Origin of the sequence: Nocardia sp. NPDC101769 (assembly GCF_044766925.1) — a bacterium.
In the GTDB taxonomy this organism is placed as follows: domain Bacteria; phylum Actinomycetota; class Actinomycetes; order Mycobacteriales; family Mycobacteriaceae; genus Nocardia.
The window spans coordinates 14,766-36,571 of record NZ_JBIWMX010000018.1 but is presented as its reverse complement, the minus strand read 5'-3'; the positions used below and the strand labels follow the sequence as shown (position 1 = coordinate 36,571).

General features: G+C 66.0%; 24 protein-coding genes. 12 read left to right on the top strand and 12 right to left on the bottom strand.

What is annotated here, in order from left to right; translation table 11 throughout:
• Positions 1-82: 82 nt before the first annotated feature.
• Both ACIRRA_RS26000 and ACIRRA_RS25995 read left to right on the top strand, forming a co-directional pair.
• Entirely contained in the window at positions 83-976 is an 894-nt protein-coding gene (locus ACIRRA_RS26000; RefSeq protein WP_402772977.1) for a methyltransferase, read from the top strand.
• A complete protein-coding gene (locus ACIRRA_RS25995; RefSeq protein WP_402772974.1) occupies positions 973-1,668 on the top strand; it encodes an HAD family hydrolase in 696 nt (231 codons plus the stop codon). The genes ACIRRA_RS26000 and ACIRRA_RS25995 overlap by 4 nt, the downstream gene beginning before the upstream one ends.
• Here ACIRRA_RS25995 and ACIRRA_RS25990 read toward each other — a convergent pair.
• The 6 genes from ACIRRA_RS25990 to ACIRRA_RS25965 form a co-directional block, all read right to left on the bottom strand.
• On the bottom strand, positions 1,632-2,213 hold the full coding sequence (locus ACIRRA_RS25990) for an ester cyclase (protein ID WP_402772971.1): 582 nt from the start codon (positions 2,211-2,213) through the stop codon (positions 1,632-1,634). The two genes, ACIRRA_RS25995 and ACIRRA_RS25990, sit on opposite strands and share 37 nt — an antisense overlap.
• 56 nt (positions 2,214-2,269) lie before the next feature.
• Entirely contained in the window at positions 2,270-2,770 is a 501-nt protein-coding gene (locus tag ACIRRA_RS25985; protein WP_356996508.1) for a hypothetical protein, read from the bottom strand.
• A gap of 24 nt (positions 2,771-2,794) precedes the next feature.
• Positions 2,795-3,820, bottom strand: coding sequence for a hypothetical protein (locus ACIRRA_RS25980; RefSeq protein WP_402772968.1), 1,026 nt, complete (start codon positions 3,818-3,820; stop codon positions 2,795-2,797).
• A 1,117-nt stretch (positions 3,821-4,937) separates the two neighbouring features.
• Positions 4,938-6,134, bottom strand: coding sequence for an SPFH domain-containing protein (locus tag ACIRRA_RS25975; protein ID WP_356996506.1), 1,197 nt, complete (start codon positions 6,132-6,134; stop codon positions 4,938-4,940).
• Between the two features lie 193 nt (positions 6,135-6,327).
• The gene (locus ACIRRA_RS25970) at positions 6,328-6,540 is read right to left on the bottom strand and encodes a DUF397 domain-containing protein (protein WP_402772965.1); all 213 of its coding nucleotides are present in this window, start codon (positions 6,538-6,540) and stop codon (positions 6,328-6,330) included.
• Positions 6,537-7,427: a helix-turn-helix domain-containing protein gene (locus ACIRRA_RS25965; protein WP_402772962.1), complete on the bottom strand. Its 891-nt coding sequence runs from the start codon at positions 7,425-7,427 to the stop codon at positions 6,537-6,539. Before ACIRRA_RS25965 ends, ACIRRA_RS25970 begins: the two co-directional genes overlap by 4 nt.
• Before the next feature lie 161 nt (positions 7,428-7,588).
• Between ACIRRA_RS25965 and ACIRRA_RS25960 the strand changes: the two genes are divergently transcribed.
• Both ACIRRA_RS25960 and ACIRRA_RS25955 read left to right on the top strand, forming a co-directional pair.
• Positions 7,589-7,978, top strand: coding sequence for a hypothetical protein (locus tag ACIRRA_RS25960; protein WP_402772959.1), 390 nt, complete (start codon positions 7,589-7,591; stop codon positions 7,976-7,978).
• Positions 7,956-8,270 carry a hypothetical protein gene (locus tag ACIRRA_RS25955; protein WP_402772956.1) on the top strand — a complete coding sequence of 105 codons (315 nt, stop codon included), beginning with the start codon at positions 7,956-7,958 and terminating at the stop codon, positions 8,268-8,270. Before ACIRRA_RS25960 ends, ACIRRA_RS25955 begins: the two co-directional genes overlap by 23 nt.
• 237 nt (positions 8,271-8,507) lie before the next feature.
• Here ACIRRA_RS25955 and ACIRRA_RS25950 read toward each other — a convergent pair whose 3' ends face one another.
• The gene (locus ACIRRA_RS25950) at positions 8,508-9,659 is read right to left on the bottom strand and encodes a phosphoribosylaminoimidazolecarboxamide formyltransferase (RefSeq protein WP_402772953.1); all 1,152 of its coding nucleotides are present in this window, start codon (positions 9,657-9,659) and stop codon (positions 8,508-8,510) included.
• Positions 9,660-10,101: 442 nt separating this feature from the next.
• Between ACIRRA_RS25950 and ACIRRA_RS25945 the strand changes: the two genes are divergently transcribed.
• Positions 10,102-10,965, top strand: a complete 864-nt coding sequence (locus ACIRRA_RS25945) for a patatin-like phospholipase family protein (protein ID WP_402772951.1) — start codon at positions 10,102-10,104, stop codon at positions 10,963-10,965.
• A gap of 384 nt (positions 10,966-11,349) precedes the next feature.
• On the opposite strand, the gene ACIRRA_RS25940 is transcribed toward ACIRRA_RS25945, so the two are convergent.
• The gene (locus ACIRRA_RS25940; RefSeq protein WP_402772948.1) at positions 11,350-12,213 is read right to left on the bottom strand and encodes an alpha/beta fold hydrolase; all 864 of its coding nucleotides are present in this window, start codon (positions 12,211-12,213) and stop codon (positions 11,350-11,352) included.
• 163 nt (positions 12,214-12,376) lie between these two features.
• Between ACIRRA_RS25940 and ACIRRA_RS25935 the strand changes: the two genes are divergently transcribed.
• From ACIRRA_RS25935 to ACIRRA_RS25920, 4 genes are all read left to right on the top strand, one after another.
• On the top strand, positions 12,377-13,033 hold the full coding sequence (locus tag ACIRRA_RS25935; RefSeq protein ID WP_402772945.1) for an MBL fold metallo-hydrolase: 657 nt from the start codon (positions 12,377-12,379) through the stop codon (positions 13,031-13,033).
• Positions 13,034-13,454: 421 nt separating this feature from the next.
• Positions 13,455-13,937: a hypothetical protein gene (locus ACIRRA_RS25930; RefSeq protein ID WP_402772943.1), complete on the top strand. Its 483-nt coding sequence runs from the start codon at positions 13,455-13,457 to the stop codon at positions 13,935-13,937.
• Between the two features lie 127 nt (positions 13,938-14,064).
• Positions 14,065-14,970 (top strand): ketopantoate reductase family protein, encoded by a 906-nt coding sequence (locus ACIRRA_RS25925; RefSeq protein WP_402772940.1) that lies wholly within the window; start codon positions 14,065-14,067, stop codon positions 14,968-14,970.
• Between the two features lie 613 nt (positions 14,971-15,583).
• Complete coding sequence (locus tag ACIRRA_RS25920; RefSeq protein WP_402772937.1) at positions 15,584-15,961, top strand: nuclear transport factor 2 family protein; 378 nt, start codon at positions 15,584-15,586, stop codon at positions 15,959-15,961.
• Between the two features lie 206 nt (positions 15,962-16,167).
• On the opposite strand, the gene ACIRRA_RS25915 is transcribed toward ACIRRA_RS25920, so the two are convergent.
• Positions 16,168-16,416, bottom strand: a complete 249-nt coding sequence (locus tag ACIRRA_RS25915; RefSeq protein ID WP_402772934.1) for an acyl carrier protein — start codon at positions 16,414-16,416, stop codon at positions 16,168-16,170.
• A gap of 262 nt (positions 16,417-16,678) precedes the next feature.
• A complete protein-coding gene (locus ACIRRA_RS25910; RefSeq protein WP_402773334.1) occupies positions 16,679-17,077 on the bottom strand; it encodes a winged helix-turn-helix transcriptional regulator in 399 nt (132 codons plus the stop codon).
• A 106-nt stretch (positions 17,078-17,183) separates the two neighbouring features.
• On the opposite strand from ACIRRA_RS25910, the gene ACIRRA_RS25905 reads away from it, so the two are divergent.
• Together ACIRRA_RS25905 and ACIRRA_RS25900 are read left to right on the top strand one after the other, a co-directional pair.
• On the top strand, positions 17,184-17,663 hold the full coding sequence (locus ACIRRA_RS25905; RefSeq protein WP_402772931.1) for an SRPBCC family protein: 480 nt from the start codon (positions 17,184-17,186) through the stop codon (positions 17,661-17,663).
• Between the two features lie 67 nt (positions 17,664-17,730).
• Entirely contained in the window at positions 17,731-18,588 is an 858-nt protein-coding gene (locus ACIRRA_RS25900; RefSeq protein ID WP_402772928.1) for a cupin domain-containing protein, read from the top strand.
• 242 nt (positions 18,589-18,830) lie between these two features.
• On the opposite strand, the gene ACIRRA_RS25895 is transcribed toward ACIRRA_RS25900, so the two are convergent.
• On the bottom strand, positions 18,831-19,208 hold the full coding sequence (locus ACIRRA_RS25895; RefSeq protein ID WP_402773331.1) for an SDR family NAD(P)-dependent oxidoreductase: 378 nt from the start codon (positions 19,206-19,208) through the stop codon (positions 18,831-18,833).
• A 952-nt stretch (positions 19,209-20,160) separates the two neighbouring features.
• On the opposite strand from ACIRRA_RS25895, the gene ACIRRA_RS25890 reads away from it, so the two are divergent.
• Positions 20,161-20,871 (top strand): tectonin domain-containing protein, encoded by a 711-nt coding sequence (locus ACIRRA_RS25890; protein ID WP_402772925.1) that lies wholly within the window; start codon positions 20,161-20,163, stop codon positions 20,869-20,871.
• A gap of 315 nt (positions 20,872-21,186) precedes the next feature.
• Here ACIRRA_RS25890 and ACIRRA_RS25885 read toward each other — a convergent pair whose 3' ends face one another.
• Positions 21,187-21,726 carry a hypothetical protein gene (locus tag ACIRRA_RS25885; protein ID WP_402772922.1) on the bottom strand — a complete coding sequence of 180 codons (540 nt, stop codon included), beginning with the start codon at positions 21,724-21,726 and terminating at the stop codon, positions 21,187-21,189.
• Between the last annotated feature and the right edge of the window lie 80 nt (positions 21,727-21,806).

Below are 21,806 nucleotides of genomic sequence, written 5' to 3'. Positions count from 1 at the left end.
CGGCAGTCCGGGCGTGCACAATGACGCGGTGACTCCTTCCGCCACCGAAACGCTGGTCGTGCGGCTCCGCGCGGCCGGGTGTGTGTTCGCGGAGGACGAGGCCGCGCTACTGCTCGATGCGGCCACCGACACCCGCCACCTGGAATCGCTTGTCACGCAGCGCATTGCCGGGTTCCCGCTGGAACATCTGCTGGGGTGGGCGGAGTTTCGCGGCCTTCGGGTGGCGGTCGCGCCGGGCGTCTTCGTCCCACGTCAGCGCACGAGCTTTCTGGTCGAACAGGCCATCGCCCTGGGTCGTAGCATGATCCGGCCGCCCGAGTCCGCTGATATCGCGCACGACAGCATCGCCACTGCTGCCAGCACCACCGTCGCTGCTGCTGCCGGTGCGGATGCGCATCAGCCCGTCCGGCCACGAGCCTTGGCGGGCCTGGCCGAGACCGCCGTCGCTCATGCGGACTCTACGCTGGTCGTGCTCGATATATGTTGCGGCTGCGGGGCTCTGGGCTTGGCATTCGCGAAAGAAATGGCGGATGAGGGTACTCGGGTCGAATTGACCGCGACGGATATCGAACCGGCGGCGGTGGCTTGCGCGCGGGAGAATCTCGGCGTGGTGGGGGCGCGGGTCGTGGAGGGCGATCTGTTCGATGCCGTGCCGGCGGATCTGCGCGGCCGCGTGGACATTCTGCTGGCGAATACGCCTTATGTGCCGTCGCGTGACATTGCGTGGATGCCGCCCGAGGCCCGCGATCACGAGCCTCGGCGGGCGCTCGACGGCGGCGTGGACGGGTTGGACGTGCTGCGGCGAATCGCCGCCGTAGCCGGCGAATGGCTTTGTGCCGGTGGGCATCTGCTCGTGGAGGAGAGCGAGGAGCAGGCTCCGGTCGCCGCCGGGATCATGCGGGAGTACGGGCTGGCGGCGCGGATCGCGGAGTGCGAGGAAATGGGGGCGACCGTGGTGATCGGTACGCGCACATGAGTATTCGCGGGGTCTTGTTCGACGTCGATGACACGCTCATCGACTATTCCGCGACGGTGCGGATCGGATTCCTCCGACACCTCGCGGCCGAACAGCTCTTGGATCGCGTCGAGTCACCGGAGGCGACGTTGGCGCTGTGGCGGGCGATCGAGGAGGAAGAGTACCTGCGGTTCCTGACCGGTGAACTGACCTTCAGGGGACAGCAGCGGGTGCGGACCGAGCGATTTCTCGCGCACCTGGGCGTGATGGCCGATGATCCGGTCGCGTGGTTCGCGCGCTATGCGGCACACCGGGATTCCGCGTGGGCGGCGTTCCCCGATGCCGCGCCGGTACTGCAGCGGTTCGATGGGCGGAGGGCGCTCGGCGTGGTGTCGAACGCCTCCCAGCCATACCAGACCGGGAAGCTGCGCACGGTCGGGCTGCTGCACCACTTCGGGGACGCCATCCTGTGCTCGGACGAATTCGGTGCGGCCAAGCCCGATCCGGCGATCTTCCGCGCGGGATGCGAGATGCTCGGGCTGCCGCCGGAGCAGGTGGCGTATGTCGGCGATCGATACGATTGGGACGCGCTGGGCGCCAGAAATGCCGGACTGCAAGCCTTTTGGCTGGTCCGCAGCGGGCCGGCGGTCGCCCCGGACGACGGGATCACGGTCATTCACTCACTGGCGGAACTGGATTCGCCGACCGGGTGAATTCCTCGCTCAGTGTCGCTGTGCCGCCTTGCGGGCCGCGGCCAGCGCGCGGCTACACCGGGAGTCGGTGGGATCCAGCCGAGTTGGGTGGCCTGGCCGAGATTGTCGCGGCTGGCCCAGTGTTCGATGATCTTGCCGTCGGCGATGCGGATCCAGTGCGACTGGGTGACGGCGAACGTCTTGCCGAGCGACGGCATGGCCTGCACCGGTTGGGCGTCGGGACCGTAGACGATGAACGTCCCGATCTGGCGGCCGTGCATCGTGGTGTGCAGGGCCACCAGGTCGCCATCGACGACCACCTCGTGGATGTCCCAGCGCAGATCGGTGTAGGCGGAGCGAAGCCACTCGGCGGACGCGTAGTAGGCGGCCGGGCCGGTGCCGCGCGCCGCCGGTGGCTCGGCCGAGCCCTCACGGTTGGTCGCCTCCGGGTGGATGATCGCCTCGAAATCGGCGAGCTCACCGCCGGCCATCAGCGCGATCGAGTGGATGGCGAGTTTCCTGGCGTCTTCACCGGTGCGGCCATGGTCCCCTCCGATTGTCGACACGACCTCTGCCCCCACAGTCTGCGCGATCACCGCGGGGGCCGCAGCGGTTCCCCCGCTCAGCCCGCCTCGAGCGACTTCCGGATCTCGGCCTGGATCTCGAGCTGCGCCCGGGCCGCGGTCAAGCCCGCGTTCACGTCGGCGGCTGTGCGCTGGGTGGCGGCCGAAACATACTGCGCCACCGCCGCTTCGATGGATTCCACCGCCGTGGTCGCGGTCGACAGCTGGTCGCCGCGGGCGGCGGCGGGCAGGGCGGCCATGGCGACCAGGCGGTCGTCCCAGGCCAGGGCGGCCTGCTCGAGTTCGGCGCGCAGCACGATGGTGGCGCCGTCGTCGAGAGCATCGGCGGTGTGCAGGGCCGTCATGGCGTCGCGCAGGCGGCGGTGCAGGCGTGGCTCCGGGTCGTGCGAGCCCGCCCAGGAGGCGGGGGCGCGGGTGGGGGCGCCGGGGACGACCTGATTGGCTGCCGCGATCGCGGTCTTCTGGCGGGAGGACACCAGCATCACAGCGCCCACGGCGGCCGCGATCAGGACCAGCACAATCAGCACGGCAATCAGCATGGTCGGCTCACTTTCGTCGGTCGGTCAGCGATGGGTGGTGGGGTGCGGCGGGGCGACGGTCGAGTGGCTCGGTCCGGTCGGATGCGCCGGGGTGTGATGGCCGTGCACCTTGCCGTACACCAGGATCACCGTGACGATGATCGCGAGCGCCGCCAAGATCGCGGCGATGATCTTGACCTTGCTCCACGGGCGGTCGCCGGACACCTGGCCGGTGAGGCCGTTGATGTACACCTGGTAGGTCTTGTCCATGTAGACGACCGTCAGCAGCCAGATCGGCAGCAGCAGATGCTTGTACGCCAGCCAGTTCCAGTTCGTGTTCAGCTGGTGGATGCGCTGATGGTCGCCGCCGATATCGCCGCGCACGGTGGATTCGATCGCCGACTCCATCCGCTGCTGCGCTTCCGGGAACGATTGCTCCGCATCATTGTCGTAGGTGCGGCACAGGTGCCCGGCCACGAATTCCGGTGAATAGGCGCGCGCCTGCTCCACCGGCCACGGCTCCAGCGCCCGAATCCGGTTGCGGTTCATATTGTCGTTGGCCAGCACCGGCAGATCCGCGAATTCATTGGCGACCTCACCGGCCACCGGATACCACCGGGTCCGGGTCTCATAGATCGGATCGCCGTCCGAATCCGTCCCGACCCGCACCTTATAGTCGTCGCCGCGCTCACCCTGATACCAGCTCTGGGTATCGGCGTCATAGGTGAAATACGCGGTATACAGGCTGGAGAACGCCCCGATCCGACGGTACTTCCGGAAGTTCGAGGGCGCGAACCACCGCCCCGACACCCACTTCTCGACCAGCTCCCGAGCCTGCTTCTCCCCCACCAGGAACGGCACCACACCGTCCACCGGGAGCCGGGCCGGCGCATTGTGCACATCATCCCGCTGAATGGGCGTGGCGCAGTACGGACACCGAGTAGCGGTGAGACTCCCGTTGAACCCGGTTGTCCCACCACAGTTCTGGCACTTCACCTCCCACTCCCCCGTCACCTGCGGCCCCGCCGCATGCGCCTGCAACTCCCGCAACGCCGCAATCGCAGGCCCCAACTCCCGAGCCTGAACCGCCACAACCGGCGCCGTCACCGGAGACCGGTTCCCGCAACTGGGACACAACAGATCCTGCCCCACCGGATCGAACACCAACTGCGCCCCACACGAAGAACACGGATACGTCCGAGTCAACTCCGTCTGATGCAACATCGCCCGATCCGGCGCCATCGACCCCGGCTGCGCCCCATGACTTTCCGCCTCGACCGGCGCCACAGCCCCGGCGCCCGGCACGATCACCGGCGCGACGATCACCTGCGGCGGCATAGCACCCGCGGGCGCCGGCAGCGGCTGCCCCGGACCGTACCCACCCGGCAGCGGGGGCGGCCCCGCCGTTACTCCGGCGCCCGGAAGCGGCGGCGGCGCGGACGGCGCTGCCACCCGCCGGCCGCCCGCGCCACCAGGCAGCGGCGGCGGCCCAGCCGGCGCGGGCGCCGCGGTCCCCGGCAACGGCGGAGGAGTCCCTGGGCGCGGAAGCGGCGGCGGCGCAACGGCTCCCGGCCCGGCAGCAGCGGCCGGCGGCGGGCCGAAGTTCTGTGGCGGGGCGGCCCGCGGCATGGGCGGGACTCCGCCCTGTCCGCCGCCGACAGGCGGAAATTGTGGCGGCACAGGCGATCCTGCGCCGGGACCACCGGGGAGCGGCGGTTGCGCGGGAGGGAGGCCGCCTTGGCCCTGGTCGTGGGCCGGTCGCGGCGGTGTCCATGGCTGGGGGTCGGCCGGGTGCGGGGCGGCCGGGTCCCTGGCCGGGAGTGGCGGCGGGCCGGACGGGCGTGGGGGCTGCTGGTTATCGTTCATGTGGGCTCACTCGGTGCGGCGGACTCGGGTCGCGCCATGGGGTGGAAGGACTTTGGGGACGCACCCGGGGCTCGAGCATGGGTGCGGGGCAGCCCGGACGGAGATGCCTTCCGGGTGTGCAGCGGGCGGATAGGCGGTAGCCGGGCGACGACGGCCGCGACGCGGCGGCTGCGACCGATGGGCTGTCGTGGGCACCGGAGCCCGGGGCAGCGGAATGAGCTGCGGGAGCTGGGTTCCCACCATCGGGCACTCGTCTCGGCGCGCCGCGCGAACCGGGCCAAGGACACCGCCCGGGCGGGCGATGCCATCGGCCGACGTGCCGCTACTGCGGGGGCAGGGGCGGCGGGGTGCCCGGGAGCGGGGGCGGCGTGGCGAATAGGGGCTGGAGGGCGGGGACGGAGTTGGCTGGTTGCCAGCCCGGCATGCCCTCGGTCCAGACGTTGGTGTCGCGGGTCAGCTGACCGGACGAGACGTATTGGCGTAGTTGCTCGATGGGGAAGGGGCCCGCGGCCTGGCCGGCGTTGTCGAAGTGGAACTGCTGCTGGCCGGGGAGCGGCGGCGGGGCCGCCTGCTGGGGGGCGGCGGGCTGGGCGTAACCGCCCTGCTGGGGCTGGGCGTAGCCGGGTTGCTGGGGCTGGGCGATGCTGCCCTGCATGGCGCCGGCCATCTGGCCGCCGAGGACCACGCCCATACCGGCCTGCATGGCGGCTCCCATTCCGCCGCCGGGGTTCTGGGCGGCGGCGAGCATGGCGTCGGCGGCCTGCATCTGCTGGTAGCGGTTGAGGTCGACATTGTTCATGAAGCCGCCGGCTTCGACGCCGCGCGCCACGCCGCGGGTCATGGCCTGCTGGATTTCCTCCGGCAGGGAGATCGTCATGGTGACGCCCTCGACCCCGATACCGAAGCCGGACAGGCGCTGGCCGACGAATTCGCGCAGCTTGTCGGACAGTTCGACCTGGCGGCCCTGCAGATCGATGGCGCCCAGGCCGCTGGCCAGCACCATGTCGGAGAAGGCCAGGGCGACATTGGCGCGCAGCTGCTCGCTGAGCACGTCGGCGTCGACCTCGGCATTGGTGCCGATCATCTGGCGCAGGAACACCTCGATGTCGGTGACACGGACGTTCGCGGTGCCGTTGGCGCGGATCTGCACCATGCGGAAGTCGGGGTCGCGCACGGTGACCGGTTGCGGTGTGCCCCAGCGCATGTCGGTGACGGCGCGGGTGTTCACGTAGTACACCTCGGACCGGAACGGCGAGTTGAAGCCGTGCCGCCAGGCCTGCAGGGTGGACATGATCGGCATGTTCTCGGTGGTCAGCTGGTAGTGGCCGGGACCGAACTTGTCGGCCAGCTGCCCGCGGTAGACGAAGACCGCCTGCTGTCCCTCCCGGACGATCAGTTCCGCGCCGTTCTTGATCTCGTTCTCGTAGCGGGGAAACCGCCACGCCAGTGTGGTACGAGTGTCATCCAACCATTCGATGACGTCGACGAATTCGCCGCGGATCATGTCGAACAGGCCCATTGAGTTCTCTTTCCTCCCTCGGGCGCTGCGCCCGACCCCGGCCGAGTATGGCACAGGGTCGCCGGCGCGCGCGGTCACCGTCGTGTGGCTATCGAGCCAACCACAGGCAGTGTTAATCATTCATGAACGACCCTGGCCCGCGCGAGGTTTCCCGCGCGGGCCATATCAATCCGCTACTACGGCCAAGCCCAGATCAGACCGCGGGGTTGAAGTCCCCGTCCACCACACCGGCGGTGAAAGCGTCCCACTCGCCGGGGGCAAAGACGAGCGCTGGGCCGGTCGAGTTCTTCGAGTCACGAATCCCGACCATGCCCCCGTCGAGGAACGCGACCTCAACGCATTCCGAGTTTCCAGCACTGTAGGTGCTCTTGAACCACACTCCCCCGGAACGGTGGCGATCGTTCACTGTCCTATGTCCCTTCTTGCGACCTGCCGCAGCAGGTTCCGGCTGGTTACGGCGTCCAGTGCGGCGTGCTGAATCGTTGCGAACGCCCGGCGGTACTTGCCGACGTCGGCCTGTCCTTCAAGGTACATATCGCCGGTGTAGCTCTCGACGTAGATGACTGTCGGTTCAGCGACGCCCTTCGCATCTGGCTTGAAATCGAGCGTGACGAACGGTCCAACCGACATCCCGAGCGGAAACCCGGACCGGAACGGCAGAACACGAACGCTGATGTTCGAGCGGGTGCCCAGGTCGGCAAGATGCCGCAACTGCGCCGCCATGGTCACGTCATTGCCGACCGTCGTGTACAGGGCCGACTCGTGGAGCACCAGATCGACAGTGACGGGCGCCCTCTTGCGGGTGATGATCGTCTGACGTTTGAGCTTCAGTTCGATCCGCCGATCCTGTTCTTCCTCAGAGTCTTTCGGGAAGTAGATCCTGTTCAGCGATCGGGCGTAGTCGGAGGTCTGGAACAGTCCAGGGACGAGATCGGGACGGTAGATCTCCATCGCACCAGCTTCGGTTTCCATCCGCATGTAGACATCGAAGTTCGCCCGGATGAGGTCATTGAAGCTGTTGTACCAGGTCTTTTCGGCAACCTGCCGGGCGAGTTCGATCATGGCGTCGGTCTTCTCGTCCGCGATCTCGAGGATCTTGCCGAGCTCACGAAGGTCTCGATCGAGAATCCTGCCGGGCTCACCCCGTTCCAACCGGGAGTACTTACTGTGGCTCCATTGCATCGCAGCCGCAACCTCGGCCTGCGTGAGTACCGTGTTCTCCTCGCGCTGACGACGTATGTATCGCCCGAGCTGCCGACGTGGCAGCGAAGCGCGCGGATTCTCCTCGGGCATCGCTAACTCCTCGACTCTGTCAGAGTGGCACTGCTCCAATCCCAGAGTGACACCGGTGCTGGGACTTTGCCGTCGTTTCCCGAGAATCCCTGAATGACAATGTCATAAGTGGTCGACGGTGGTCTGCTGGGACTATAGCGACGGCACATAGGTAGGTGACGATGTCCATCAACAACCCGTGGTCTGTGCAAGCGATCATCGACCGTATCGAACGAGAGAAGCGACAAGCCGCCGACACCGAACCTCCATCGAACGAGCCCGCTACGGTCGGCTATTCGGTCCGCGGGCTGTGGTCGTGCTACTCCGATCCCGGCAAACTGACCGCCGCACAAGCGCATATCGCGATGCAACTGCATCTCGAATGCGGAGTCGACACCTGCCTGGTGCGAGGACAAGCGCGCACCGCCCTGGTCGCATCCGGGCGCATGGTCCTCGATCCCCGTGCGGCGCGAACACCGCCGACCCCACACAGATCCCTGTTCACCCTGCTACGAGCCGCGGTATTCGGCTACAGCACACTGCTTTTCGGTGGTCGCCATGCCCTGCGATGATCCAGACCTGATCGAGATCCAGGTTATCCAGGACGTCCTCGACACCATCGAAACCCGTCTGCGCGACCGTGAACGCCACGGCTGGCGCCTGACCGTCCCTCGCTCCCGCGTCTACGCAACCTTGCTGCACGCGGTCATCGTCAGCGCCCGCGAATCCCACCGCCTCCCCGCCACCCTCGACCGCGCCCCCATCCTCGACACCATCCTCGACGGCGCCGAACCCTCGAACCAAACTGCTGCCATCCGACCGATCGAGGACGTCATCAACCACAACACCGTGCCCGTGAACTGAAGCTCTGGACACATCGACGAGCGGCTTCGGCCATCTCTTTTCAAATGCGGCAGGCGCGAACGAGCATCATCGGCATTGCCGCGCACTGCCCTCGGTCGGTCATCCGCCCGAGATGACGCCCGCCCGTAATTCTTCCGAGGTTCCGCGCCGACCGGTTCGGTCGGCGCGGGGTTGCGGCTGCCCACCGCTGCCATGAGCGGATAAATCCGATCGATGGGCCTCGGCAGTCGCCGCGACTCAGTGGTGAAAGAGTCGAACTCCGGTGCGGGCGAGGGTGATGCGGTGTTCGCGGCAGGCATCGGCGATGACGTTCGACTGGAGGGCACCGCCAGGCTCGATGCAGAGCTCAACCCCGTGTTCGGCAGCAACGTCGATATTGTCCCGGAACGGGAGATACCCGTCGGAGACGAGTGAGACGCCCGAGAGCTGATGGGCCCAGCTGGCCCGTTCGGCCTCTTCCAGGAAGCTGTCGGATCGGGTGCGGCCCGAAACGAGCTCACGCGATTGCGCGGGAGTGAGAGTGCCTGCGGCGGTGGATATCTGCCAATTCAACCGTTGCTGACGCGACATCGTCGAAGGCAGTGGCATCTGTTGAACGGCGGGGTGTCGCCGCGTCCACCAGGTGCGTGCCTTACTTCCGGCGAGCAATGTGCAGTCGATTCGCGACTGCTGTCCCGCACCGACACCGATACTCATGCCGTCGCGGACGTAAACGACGGTATTGGACTGGGTGTATCGGGCGGTGACCATGCCCAGCAGTGCGTCGATCGTCGCGTTGCCGCTGATCGGGTCGCCGACAGTCACCTCCAGCAGGTCTTCGGTGATCGGCAAGTGGTCGCGGTCCTGTTCAAAGCTGACGCCGAAAACAGTTCGAACCTCCGACCGGGGTGGCTGGAATGCGGGATCGATCTCGAATACGACGAATCGCCCGCCCTTCTTGCGGCCCAGTGCCGCTACGGTTCCGGGGGCATAACCCGGTGCGATGATGCCATCGGAGACGACCGAGGCCAACAGTTCGGCGAGCTCGTGATCAACCGGTTCGGACACCGCGATCATGTCGCCATAGGATGAACGCGGATCGGCGTCGCGCGCCCGCACATAGGCCGCCGTGATCGGGCCGACCGAGCTGTCGCCCAATCCCCAACTGTGACACATGGTTTCATCGAGGTTTCCGGCGAGTGCGGCACCGGCCGGGGAGACGTGCTTGAACGACGCCGCAGCCACCTTGCCCGTGGCTCGACTGGCCTCGGCGACCAGTTGCCAGGCATTGAGCGCATCGAGGTAGTTGATCATCGACGCCGCGCCGTGCACCACCCGAACATGGTCACCGCCGGCCGATACCCGCGCGCGTTGATGTGGATTCATGCCGTAGCGCAAGCCCATTGCCATACCCCGTCTCTCGTGTCGAGATGGGGAGCACCCAGGCGTACGACGCTCCGATACTGCGCTTCCTCGTGGTCGGCCCACGTGACGCCAGTCGCGATCGACCACACGCTAACCCATGACAGACCGAACATCCAGACGGACGCACTGGAATCGGCCAGCGGATGTTCCTGCGCCGCAGCCGGTCTCTGTGCCGACCATCCCGCTCTGACCGGTTCGGGCAACGCTGTGAGTTTCCCGGCTTCCTTTGCATCCGTGCTCATTTCGACATGCGCGGCTCATGGCTCGTCCGATCGGGTTTTCGGTGTTGTCTCATTGGTTTTGCGCTTTCTGTATTGGAGGGCAAGGGAGTTGACGCAGGGGCGGTCGATGCCCGGCGATTGTGATGACCGGCGACGATGGTGACTGTCGTTAGGATCGCGGCATGGAGAGTCGCATTGTCGATCGAATGTCCGGTGAGACCGTCCGGCGTTCGGTTGTTCTGGGTGGGGGCGGCGTCCCCGGGACGGCGTGGATGGCGGGTTTGGCCGCTGAATTGCGCCGCCGTGGAATCGATTTGGGTTCGGCCGACTCGATTGTCGGCACGTCCGCAGGCGCGGTCGTCGGGGCCGCGCTGATAGCGGGGCGAAATCTGGACTCGTTTGCCGACGATCCACGTCCTCCCGGCAGCACGGAACCACCGTCGGTGGTCAAGCCCGAGCTGGTTGCCGCCGTTTTCTCGGTGCTGTCGGACCGGACGTTGGATCGTGATGCGGCCCGGCGCAAGGTGGGTCGAATGGCGATGGCCGAGGAGCCGGCGCAACCGGCGCATATCGCACCGATGGAGTGGCTGGTCGGCGGCAATGACTGGCCGGATCGCAGGCTGCGGATCGTCGTCGTGGACGCGGCCAGTGGTCAGCGCCAGGTGTGGGACAGCGGCAGCGGTGTGCCCCTGGCGACCGCTGTCGCCGCGAGCCGCTCCCTTCCGGGAGCCTTCCCGCCTGTCGTTGTCGGAGACCGCTACTACATTGATGGCGGGGTCTGGTCGCCCACCAACGCGGACCTCGCCGCGGACTCGGACGTCGTTCTGGTCGTCGAGCCGTTGGCGCACAGGGTCCCGTCCGAACAGGTTCGGGCCGAACTCGCGACGATAGTGACCGATACCGTCGTGCGGTTCCGCCCCGACGCGGCCACGATCGACGTATTCAACGCATTCGCGACCGATCCGGACGTTCTCGCGAGCTGGCCGGAAGCGTTCCAAGCCGGCATTCGCCAGGCAGACGGTCTGGCACAGCAGTTGATCGACGCGGGCTGGTTGTCGCCGAAGCGTTGATGCCCACCCGGGCTACCCGATTGGCTTCGCAGTTCGGGTGCTGGTGCCGGGTCGTGCGAAGGGCGTTTGATCGGCACGGGCTGTGTGAACGCCGGTTCCCAGCACTCCACGGATGGGACTGCCGGAATCGACCGTTGACCCGACAGTCCCTTCCTTCGATTGTCGTGAGCCTACTTCCTGTGGTCTGAGAGTCGTTGGTTCACATCACTTCTGGGGTACCCACGTTAACGGGCCTGTCTTCGCTGCGGCCTGTCGACAACCTGTGATCGGCATGCGCGGATGGTTGAGATGTCAGGAGGCCGAGGCCATGTCGGTGCGAAAGGGTGTAGTTCGAGTGCGGTCGGGTGGCTGAGCGTTCGCAGCCCAGCACGTTCAGCCGAGTGGTCAGAGGGCGAGCATGGCGGCGGCGACCTGGTCGGCTGCGGCGGTCCGCAGGGCGGTGCCCATGTCGTCGAGGACGAGCAGTCGCGCCGCGGGGATCTCGGCGGCGAGGACCTCGCCGTTGCCGACCGGGAAGAACGGATCGGCGCGACCGTGCACCACAAGCGCGGGCATGCCGAGCTCGCCGAGCCGCTCCCGCCATCGCGGGGCGCAGTCGATCCGGGAGAACACCATCGCGAGCTGGTTCGCCTGGTGCACCGCGGGATCGCTCGACGGCGTCCGGTCCCAGATGCGGGACGCCGTCGCTCGCGCCTCCTCCGGATCGTCGCCCTTCGGCTCGGCTCCCTCGGCAGCGAACGCCGCGACGGCATCCCGGTCGGTCCAGTCCGGCAGCGGGCGGGAGAACAGCACGGCCATGACCGCGGGGTCGTGGTCCGGTAAGTCCTCGTCGGCCGGACCTGGCGCTACCGGCCGGGTGCCGACGAGGGTCAGCGCGGAGCACACTTCCGGGTGGTCCAGCGCGGCGACCTGAGCGACCATCCCGCCGACGCCGACCCCACCGAACTGGGCGGTCCCGGCACCGAGGACCTCGACCAGCGCAGCCGCATCCGTGGCGAGGTCTCGCAGGTCGTAACCCGGATTCTGCGGGTCGAGGGTCGTCGACGCGCCGGAGTCGCGCAGGTCGTAGCGGACCACGCGTCGCCCGCCCGACGCGAGCCGCTCGCACACCGCGTCGGGCCACGACAGCATCGTTGGGCCGCCGACCAGCAGGATCAGCGGATCGTCCTCGCGGCCGAAGCTCTCTATACCGAGATCCACACCGTTCGCCCACACCAACGTCATGCCACTTCGAAACGGTCTCGTCATCCCGGGCTCCTGTCTGTCGGTATATCCACAGGTATCGACGACGCATTCACCGGAAAGTCATCGGTGCGGCCGAAATCGTGTACACCACTGCGGAAGCCCTGAAATCGGTGCGCGTCAGGCTGCGGTACCCTTTCCGCTGCCGGGCTCGCCCTACACTGCTCCCATGACGTATTCCGGGGTGGTAGAGGTCGGCGGTCCCGCCGATGTGCACGAGCTGACCGACCTGGTGATTTCAAAGGTTGCCGTCGGCCCCATGAACAACAACGCTTATCTGCTACGTTGCCGCGCCACAGACGAACAGTTGCTGATCGATGCCGCCGCGGAGCCCAAGACACTGCTGACCTTGATCGGTGACTCCGGTATAGCTTCGGTCGTCACCACCCATCGGCATGCCGATCATTGGGGTGCTCTCTCGGAGGTCGTCGATGTCACCGGTGCCCGTACCTATGCCGGGCGCTACGACGCCGAAGGCATTCCCGTGTCGACAGATGTCCCTGTCGAGGACGGTGACGTCATCAGGGTCGGGCGTGTGGAACTCACCGCGCGTCACCTTGTCGGTCATACTCCCGGCAGTGTCGCTCTCGTCTACGACGATCCCCATGGGCACCCGCACGTGTTCACCGGTGACTGCCTCTTCCCAGGGGGCGTCGGCAACACCCACAACGACCCCCGAGCGTTCGCCAGCCTCATCGACGACGTCGAGACCAAACTGTTCGATCAACTTCCCGACGAAACCTGGGTCTATCCGGGGCACGGCAACGACACAACTCTCGGTGCGGAACGCCCTCACCTCGCGGAGTGGCGACAGCGCGGCTGGTGACGAACCACCGCGCGTGGTGTCCGCGTTGTGCACACTTTCGACCCGACTCGGCGCAGCGCCCATCCGGGCCAAGGCGCCCTGAAATCGGCTAGTAAGAGGACGTTCTGCACCGCACCAGGTTCCGGGCCTCGGCGCCCCGCGATGGCCGGTTCGGTCGACGCGGTCTGCGGCAGGAGCGGACGTTCACACGTGAAGTTCGACGTGTTGCGCGCCTCGAATCCGCCGAATAGCACACGCTCTTCGGGTGTTTCGCCCGCAGGGCGGATCAACACCAGCCAGCCTGGGCGGTGCGAGTCCGTGGAACGCAGTGCGAGCCAACCGTCGTCGCCGTGGGATACACCTCCGAGCAACGGTCACCCAAGCCTTCACTCGCGAATACGGGGCAGCGCCGAGGGCTTGGCGGGCCGTTTATAAAAACGGATTGACCGAGCGTTTCTGCAAAGAACATGAGCGAACGGGTCATGTTGCTTTCCCGATCGTCCACATAGCCAACAAAAATCGTGCCGTGCCGATCACGGAGAAGGATTTCCACTATGCCTTCACCAACAATCTGACCGATGAGGATTCCAAGGCCGTCTACGACCGCTACTCAGTCCCCGTATCGGGCCGCATCCTCTTCCAGGGCGGCTTCGCGAACTTCACCCCGAGCACTCTCGAGCGATCACGGCGTACAAACTGTTCCCCGGCCGCAGCCACTACACCTGCGGTGAGGACGGATGGGAAGCAGTCGCCGATCTCGCACTCGACTGGGCACTCGCACCCAAACCCGGAGATCTCGACCGGAACTGACCACCACCGCGCAGATCGATTCCGCCGAGCAGGCTGCGCGCGGCCCTCCCCCGAAAACTCAATGGAACATCATCGGCATGAGCGTGCACTGGCGGCGGACCGAATCGCTGCCTGAGGTGATCGTGGCCCGTTGATATCTGGAGACCTGTTATTCGAACTCAGTAGAACTGTTATTCGAACTCGGCGGCGCACAGCTTGTTCCGGGCGGGACGGACGCCCCAGCCACAGGCGCACAATGAGGGATGCGCGCACTCAGCGTCCTGGTGATCGGCGCCGGTGTCATCGGCAGAATCCATGCTTGCCGACTGGTCGACGCCGGACACGCGGTGACGGTGCTCGCCCGTGGGGATACAGCGGCCGAGCTGGCCTCGCAGGGCATCACGCTGTGTGAAGGGTCGACCCGCACCAGCGCGAGGGTGCGCGTGGTCGAGGCGGTGCCTGAGGAGTTCTTCGATTTCATCCTGATCGCCGTGCGCCGCGATCAGAGCGTGGCGGCGATCGATGTGGCCGTCACCGTGCCCGCCGGTGTCCTCGTACCGATGTTCAACAACCCCTTGGGCCTCGGCCCGCTGCGCGAGCGCTGTGGCGCCGATCGTGTGATCGGTGCTTTTCCGGGAGTCGGTGGCTACATAACGCCCGACGGCACGGTGCACTACCTGCAGATCAAACAGCAGCCGACCACGGTGGAATTCTGCGGTGGACGTGAGGACCCGCTGGTCCAGGCACTCGTCGAAGCGGGTTTTCGGGTCGAACGCACCGATGACATGGATGCCTGGCTGGCCACGCACGCGGTGTTCGTGCTGGCCCTGTCCGCCGCCCTCGCCCGCGACGATTACTCGTTGCAGAGCCTCACCGCCGACCACATCGCTATGCGGACGATGGTGCGAGCCGTCCGAGACGGCTTCCACGCCTTGGAAGTCCGCGGCATCACGATCACCCCGCCCGCCCTGAGCACGATCTTCACGCGCGTACCGGTCGCTTTCGCTGCCTACTACTGGAGTCGCCTCCTGCGCGGGCCCCTGGGCCAGGTGGCGGTTCTCCCTCATGCCCGCGCGACCCGCGACACTGAAATGGCCGTCCTTCGAACCGATATCGCCGAACTGATCCCGCCCGGCGCCGCCCCGCGATTCGACCACCTACTGAGCTGAGGTGCCGGGATCTGAAACTGGTACGAGCGGAACTACCGCTCGTACGCTTCTTTCGTGCCACGAGTTCACAACATTCGGCTAGTTAGAGACTGGTGCCAGGATCGGATCCCGGCCAGGATCTGATCCAGGTGCCCGGTGGGATGCTCCCTATATTCGGCTGCCCACCGTCTGGATTGGTGTGGCTCTCTATTGGCTTGCCTCCCACCGGGTGCCGTGCAGGGAGTGGCTGAAGAGGGGCCTGCCCCATGCTCGAACTAGCGGTGCCCTCCCTCACGGACACCAGTTGTTTCTGCCGGACAAGGGAGGGATGTTGAAGGTCATCATCGGGATGGATCCGCACAAACGCTCGGGACGTTCAGCAGGCCTCGGATCGGCACGGCCAGTTGATCTTCCGACGGCGCTCGCCGGCCGGTTTGGTCAGCGCGGTATGCGGCAATAGCGTGCGTTCAGCTCAGCGTATGAGCCGACGCATCGTAGGCGGTCGTTAGTCTCTTTGCCGCCGCGCCTGCAGGGTGTGAGGCGTTCCGGTACATAACCTGGAGGTTCGGCCAGGAAAGCAATGGGCGAAGCACCGAGTGAGAGGAGATCTGCCGTGTCCGGCTCCAGTGATCCGATGGCGACGGTGCGCCAGTACGTCGACGCCTTCAACAACGGTGACGAGAAGGCGATGGCGGCGTTGTGCGCTGACCCTATGCAGATACTCGACGGTATGTCGCCGCATGTGTGGCAGGGGCCGACAGCCGCGCAGGACTGGTGGCGGGATGCGCTCGTAGAAGCCGAGCGCACCGGGGCTTCCGACTATCACATCGATCTCGGTGAACCACGGCATGTCGATGTCACCGTCGACTACGGGTATGTCGTTGTTCCGGTGACCTTCTCGTACAACCTTCGGGGTAGGCGGGTCACGCAGACCGGCGCCGTCTTCATCGTGGCACTTCGTAAGGTCGGCACCGACTGGCGATTGACGGCGTGGGCGTGGGCAAAAGGCTGAGGGGACTCAGGCTGCAAGTCTCGGAATGTCGGGTCATCGGCTTATGGTGCGTCGCTGGCGCTCGGCCGCGGCCTGAGACGACCTCGACGAGTTGATCTTCCGCAGGCCCATGCTGGCCGGTTCGGTCAGCGCGGTATGCGGCATGAGCGTGCGTCGCCGAACATCATCGGGCCGAGCGAGATCGGAGATCGAACTGCCCGCAAGGGTTATGCCTGATGCTTGAGGATGTAGCCGGCCGCATCGCCCACGGTCTTGAGGTTCTTCACGTCCTCGTCGGGAATCTTCACGTCGAAGCGTTCCTCCACCGCGACAACTACTTCAACCATCGAGAGCGCATCGACGTCCAGGTCATCGGTGAAGGACTTGTCGAGTTGAACTTCCTCGACCGGGATTCCTGCTACCTCGTTGACGATCTCAGCCAGCCCTTCGAGAATCTGCTCCTGTGTGTGCGCCATGACCGTCCCCGCCCGTCAGGTTGAGTGCTTCCGTGCCTGCTCAATAGTGACGGACGTAACGCGCCGACACACCGAATTGCTCTCGAACATCCCGCAATCGGCAATGCCACGTCCATCCGCGCCGGATAGCCTCAGCCAGCTGATCTTCCAGCGGACCGCGCTGGCCGGTTCGGTCAGCGCGGTATGCGGCATAGAGCGGATACGCTGTGCAATCACGCTTCTGACGTCGCTTCAGAGCATTTCATCTTTCCTGGGCCGAGTCCTATTGGGATTGCGTGTGTTGCTCGTCGTAGCGTCGCCGCGCGAGTGCCACATCGGGCGAGTGTTTCAGGATGGTGGATACCAGCGCGCCGAGGGAGTCGACGACCTCTTCGCCGATCGGGGTCAGGCTGTATTCGACGTGGGAGGGAACGGCGCGCACGAGGTTGCGGTCGACCACCCCGTCGCGTTCGAGCAGTTTGAGCGTCTGCGAGAGCCTGCGCTCGCTGACCCCACCCACCGCGCGTTTGAGCTCGTTGTAGCGCAGGGTGCCGTCCTGCAGGGCGAGCAGGATCAACAGCGACCATGTGTCGGCGATCGTCTGGAAGGCCGCCCGCACCGTGCTCGCCCGCTCGAGCACCTCACGTGCCTGCACACGGCGCCCCGCCCGCATGTCGTCCATCACACCCGTACTCCTTCCGCGGAATGAAGCTCGCCCGTCCCCATGTCTACTCTCACATCGATGGTACTCTCATTTTGAGAGCACATATTTCAAAGGAAGGTCAATCATGGGTACCGAGTTCAACGACTGGATCATCGGTGACAGCAACACTGTCACCTTCAACGCCCCCGCCGGCGCGGTGTTCGACCTGGTCACCCAGGCCCGCTTCTGGCCCGAGTGGCACGTCGCCAACCGCGGCGTCGGCGGCGTCACCGAGCGTCCGTACCGCGTCGGTGACGTCATCTACGAAGCCGGCCTTCTCGAAGACGGCAGCGAACACCACCTCTACTGGCACGTCGTCGACCAGGAATACGGCAAGTCCTCCCTGATCATCGACCACGAGCTCGGCGCGGGTCTGCAGTACCTGCTCACCGAGGACGGGCAGGGCACCACGACATTCACCCGCAACACCCTCTACCGCCCCGATGCCCCCTATTCCCCTGCGCAGATCGCCCTCATCGCCGAGGCCAGCGCCGAAAGCGTGCGCGGCCTGCACCGCCACATCAGCCCCCTTCTCGAGCGCGAACGCATCAACACCCGCCGCTGACCGCACAACCCGACACGGGCCCGGCCCGAGCCGGGCCGGAGGAAGGAAACGAAAGGAAACGACAGCAGTGCGCATCGAGGCATCCCCAGAGTTCTTCCACACCATGATCTCGACCCCCGCCAACTGGATCGAAATGAACCCGGCGTGCATCGGCGTCGAACACACCCGGGCCGGGCGCCTATTGACCGGCAGGCCTGCGCAGACGGGCGACCGCGTCACCCAGTACGTGCTCGTCGACGGCAGCGACAGAGTGACCACCTCGCAGTGGGAAGTGACCGCCTCACACCCCGGACGGGAGTTCGCGATCCGCGACCGCGACGCGGGGACCCATGTCGCGTGGATCCTCACCGAAGACGCCGGGGCGACCGAGGCGGCACGGGAAAGCAGCGCAGGCCCCGACGTCGACCGGTACGCGCTCGACGCGGCACAGGTTCTCGCCGAGCGCACATGGCGAGAGCTGGGATCGGTGATCGCGCGCGATCGCGGCACCGGCACACTCAGCGACTACTACACCGAGACCAACGAGCAGGTGGTCGGCGACGCCGAGACACGCGGAGCGCACACCGCGATGCGTGTACACGTCCACCCGGAGGCCTCACCGCCGTTGCACGTGCACACTCGCGAGGACGAAGCCTGGATCGTGCTCTCCGGTGCCGTGCGGTTCTGGTTCGGCGGCCGCACCATCGACACCTGCGACACGATCGATGTCGAGGCCGGCGCCTACGTGTTCGGTCCGCGCTTCGTACCGCACACCTTCAAGACCCTCACCGATTCCAGCGAACTGATCATCACCAACACCCCGGGCAACGTCGAGGGCTACTTCCTTTCGATCGGCGCCGGTCACGTCCGCGACGACGCAGCACACCAGGACCTGTTCGACAGGTATGGCCTCGTCGTGTTCACCGACCAACTGCCACCTCACTGATCGCGGCGCCCGGGATCCAGCACGGTGTCTTCGACCGAGGCAACGATATCGAGCACAAGCCCAGAAGATATCGAGCCGCAGAGTTTGCCACCCACTGCTGCGGTACCGCCAGCTGTCGGGTGAGTGTCGAGAATCGATCCAGCTCGGCCTTCTCGGCCTTGGCGTCGCCGCCGAGGATCGGACGTAGGCCGAGCAGGACACCGAATCGATCAGCCGGCGAGTTCAACTGTCTGGACTGCGAGCTATCCCAGCTGCCATACCTGCGGCCAGTCCCAGCCGCGGAACGCCGCGTCGGTGCCGCCGTCGACGAAGACCACCGAACCGACGAAATAGCTCGACTCCGGGCCCAGCAGATACCTCACCACCGACGCGACCTCCTCTGGCCGGCCCCCACGCCCGGCCGGGATGGTCGCCAGGAACTGCTCCATGCCTGCACCGAGCAGCGGATCCTTGCGGCCTTCCCGGGTCATGGGCGTATCGATCAGACCTGGCGTGATCGCATTGAGCCGCACCCCCTGCGCGATGTACTGCGCCGACCGGGTCCGCGCGTAGTAGGCCAGCGCAGCCTTGGTCGCCGGATACGCGTGCACCGCGGCGTACTCGCCGAGGCCACCAGCGATCGCGTGCGCTCGCCACTCGTCGCCGTCGAGGCAGGCCTACGCCAGCTCGAGCGGCCAATTCGGCTGGCAGGTCGTCGAATTGGAACTGACCAGCACCACCGACGGATCGACGCCGGCGGGACCTCGTTCAGCGGCACGACCGCGGGCGGCGGGCACGCGATCGGACCACGGTGCGAATGACGCCGAAATCGGCCCGGGCGGTGAGTAGGTCGTGCGACCATGTTGATGTGTAGCCGTACTTCCCTTGGTAGAGAACGTCTTTCACATCCAGTGGGGCTGATCATGGCTCACATCTTCATATTTCGGTACGGCAGATCGAACCGTTCTAGGTCGGCAAGCCCGGAGCACCGGGAAGTCACGGCAGTCCACGCGGCAAACAGGTAACACGATCCACTCGTCACTGTTCGACCGGGGAGGCAATGAGATGACTTGGCTGGATGGGAAGGTTTGGGCGGCACCTTGACGAGCGCACCCGCTGCGGCGTCGTGGACATCCGGCCGCCCGGATGTGTTCACGCGAGGCGTCAACAGCACACGTTGCAGCACAAGTGGTACGAGAACGGCTGGCAGGGCTGGAGGGACCTCGGCGGTGTACTGACCGCCGCACCCGCCGCGGTGTCATGGGGGCAAAGGACCGCATCGACGTCTTCGCCGTCAGCAGCGCCAGCGCACTGCGGCACAGATGGTTTGCATGACGGTCGAAGGACCGAGCCAGTGCCTCGGCATCGGAGGGATGCTGCCCCACCTGTGCGCACCGATCGACCGCCCGGGCGCGATCTCGGCTCCACGCCGACGGAGGTTCCTGACGATTTCGTTTGGTGGACATGCGATCTCGGTATTTCGCCGGGTCGCTCCGGCCCGCAAGGAGATAGGAGTCGAAAACCCTCTTTACCGACCTATTCGGGGTCAGGACAAGTGAGTTACAAAGCAGTTCTAGAAAGGATGTGATCGGCATGGCGGATTGGGTGAAGGTCGTGGGCGGCCTCAGTGTGATCTCGGCAGGGTCCAGGACCACGGTGTGGGGGGTGAACGGGGCGACCGCCATCTTCCGGTACACCAACTACGACGCCAACCCATGGATCAACATCCCCGGGGGGCTCAGTGACATCGGTGCGGCCGCAGACGGCACCGTCTGGGGGGTCAACGGCAGCAACCAGATCTACCGGTACACCGGAGACCAGGGGGCCTCGGTGTGGGTGGGGATCACCGGGAGCCTGGTCCGTATCGATGCGGGCTCCCGGACGAACGTGTGGGGGGTGGACTCCGCCGCCGCCGTCTACCGCTACACCAACTACGACGCCAACCCATGGATCAAAATCCCTGGGGCGCTGAGTGACATCGGTGCGGCCGCCGACGGCACCGTCTGGGGGGTCAACGGCGGCAACCAGGTCTTCCGGTACACCGGGGACCAGGACAGCTCGACCCCGTGGACGAGCGTCGCCGGCAGCCTCACGCGGATCGCGGTGGGCTCCCGGACCAATGTGTGGGGCGTCGATCCCGCCGGCAGCATCTACCGGTACACCAACAACGACGCCAGCGGCGTCAACCCGTGGATCAAGATCCCCGGCACCGCCACCGACATCGCCGCGGGCGCCGACGGCACCGTGTGGCACGTCAACGCCGCCGGCGAGATCTACCGGTACACCGGCGACCAGCCGAGCTGATTCCGGCTCCCTGCAAGCCTCTTGCAGGGGATGGGCCGGGGTGGCTGTGGGTCCCCGGCCCATCCCTGCTATTCGGTGTCGCCGTAGTGAAGCCCTGAACTCCGGAACTCTCGCTCTCGGATGGATTCCGCTCAGATAACCCCTCGACTCAACGACAGCGGGCCTCCAGGCAATTGGAGACCCGCTGTCGTCTCTGCCCTGCGCGTCGGGCTCGACCGGGGATTTCGATCAAGCGGTCCAAGTGTCTGTGAACAGACTGATCGCAGAGTGATTCGATGGTTGAGCTGCTGAATCGGTACGGACGTTCCGGCCCGGCTACGCCACTTCGAACCGCCACAGCTGGTGAGGAGCGCCCTCGTCATCCAGCACGGCTGTATAGGTGCCATCCCCGTTCCCTGCGAGGCCGACGAGCTTCTTCCCCTCCCCTTGAGGCACTGGGAGGAAGTCGAAGAGCCCAGTTCCCGCACGCGGCCGGGCCTCCCACTGGTTTTGGTTGGGGGTCCCGCGTCCTACGAGTTCCAGCTCGCACGCGCCGCTTCCGAAGTTCCGGTCCCAAGCGTAGAGGTTGTACCAGCTACGAATGTCCTTGTTGAGGTTCACCAGATGCCAGAGCTCGTAACCCCAGGAGTTCTTGTTGTTGTCGAGGAACCACAGCTCACCCTTGTCACCCTTGGGCTTCGCCACCCCGAGCACCTGGTCCTTCGTGTGCTGATACGGGACATCAACCAACTCGCCAGTGAGGCGGTCCCTTTCCTGCCCAATACCCCCGGACATCCCCCCGAACAGGGCGACCAAGCAGAGCCCCGTGTCGGCGTTGATGATGCGGAAGTTCCCATCGGGAAAACCTTGCGCCATGTCGACCTCCGATTCGATGTATCTCCTTGTGTGGACATGATCAGCGTCGCACACTCAGTCTGCGACGGAAGCGATACACG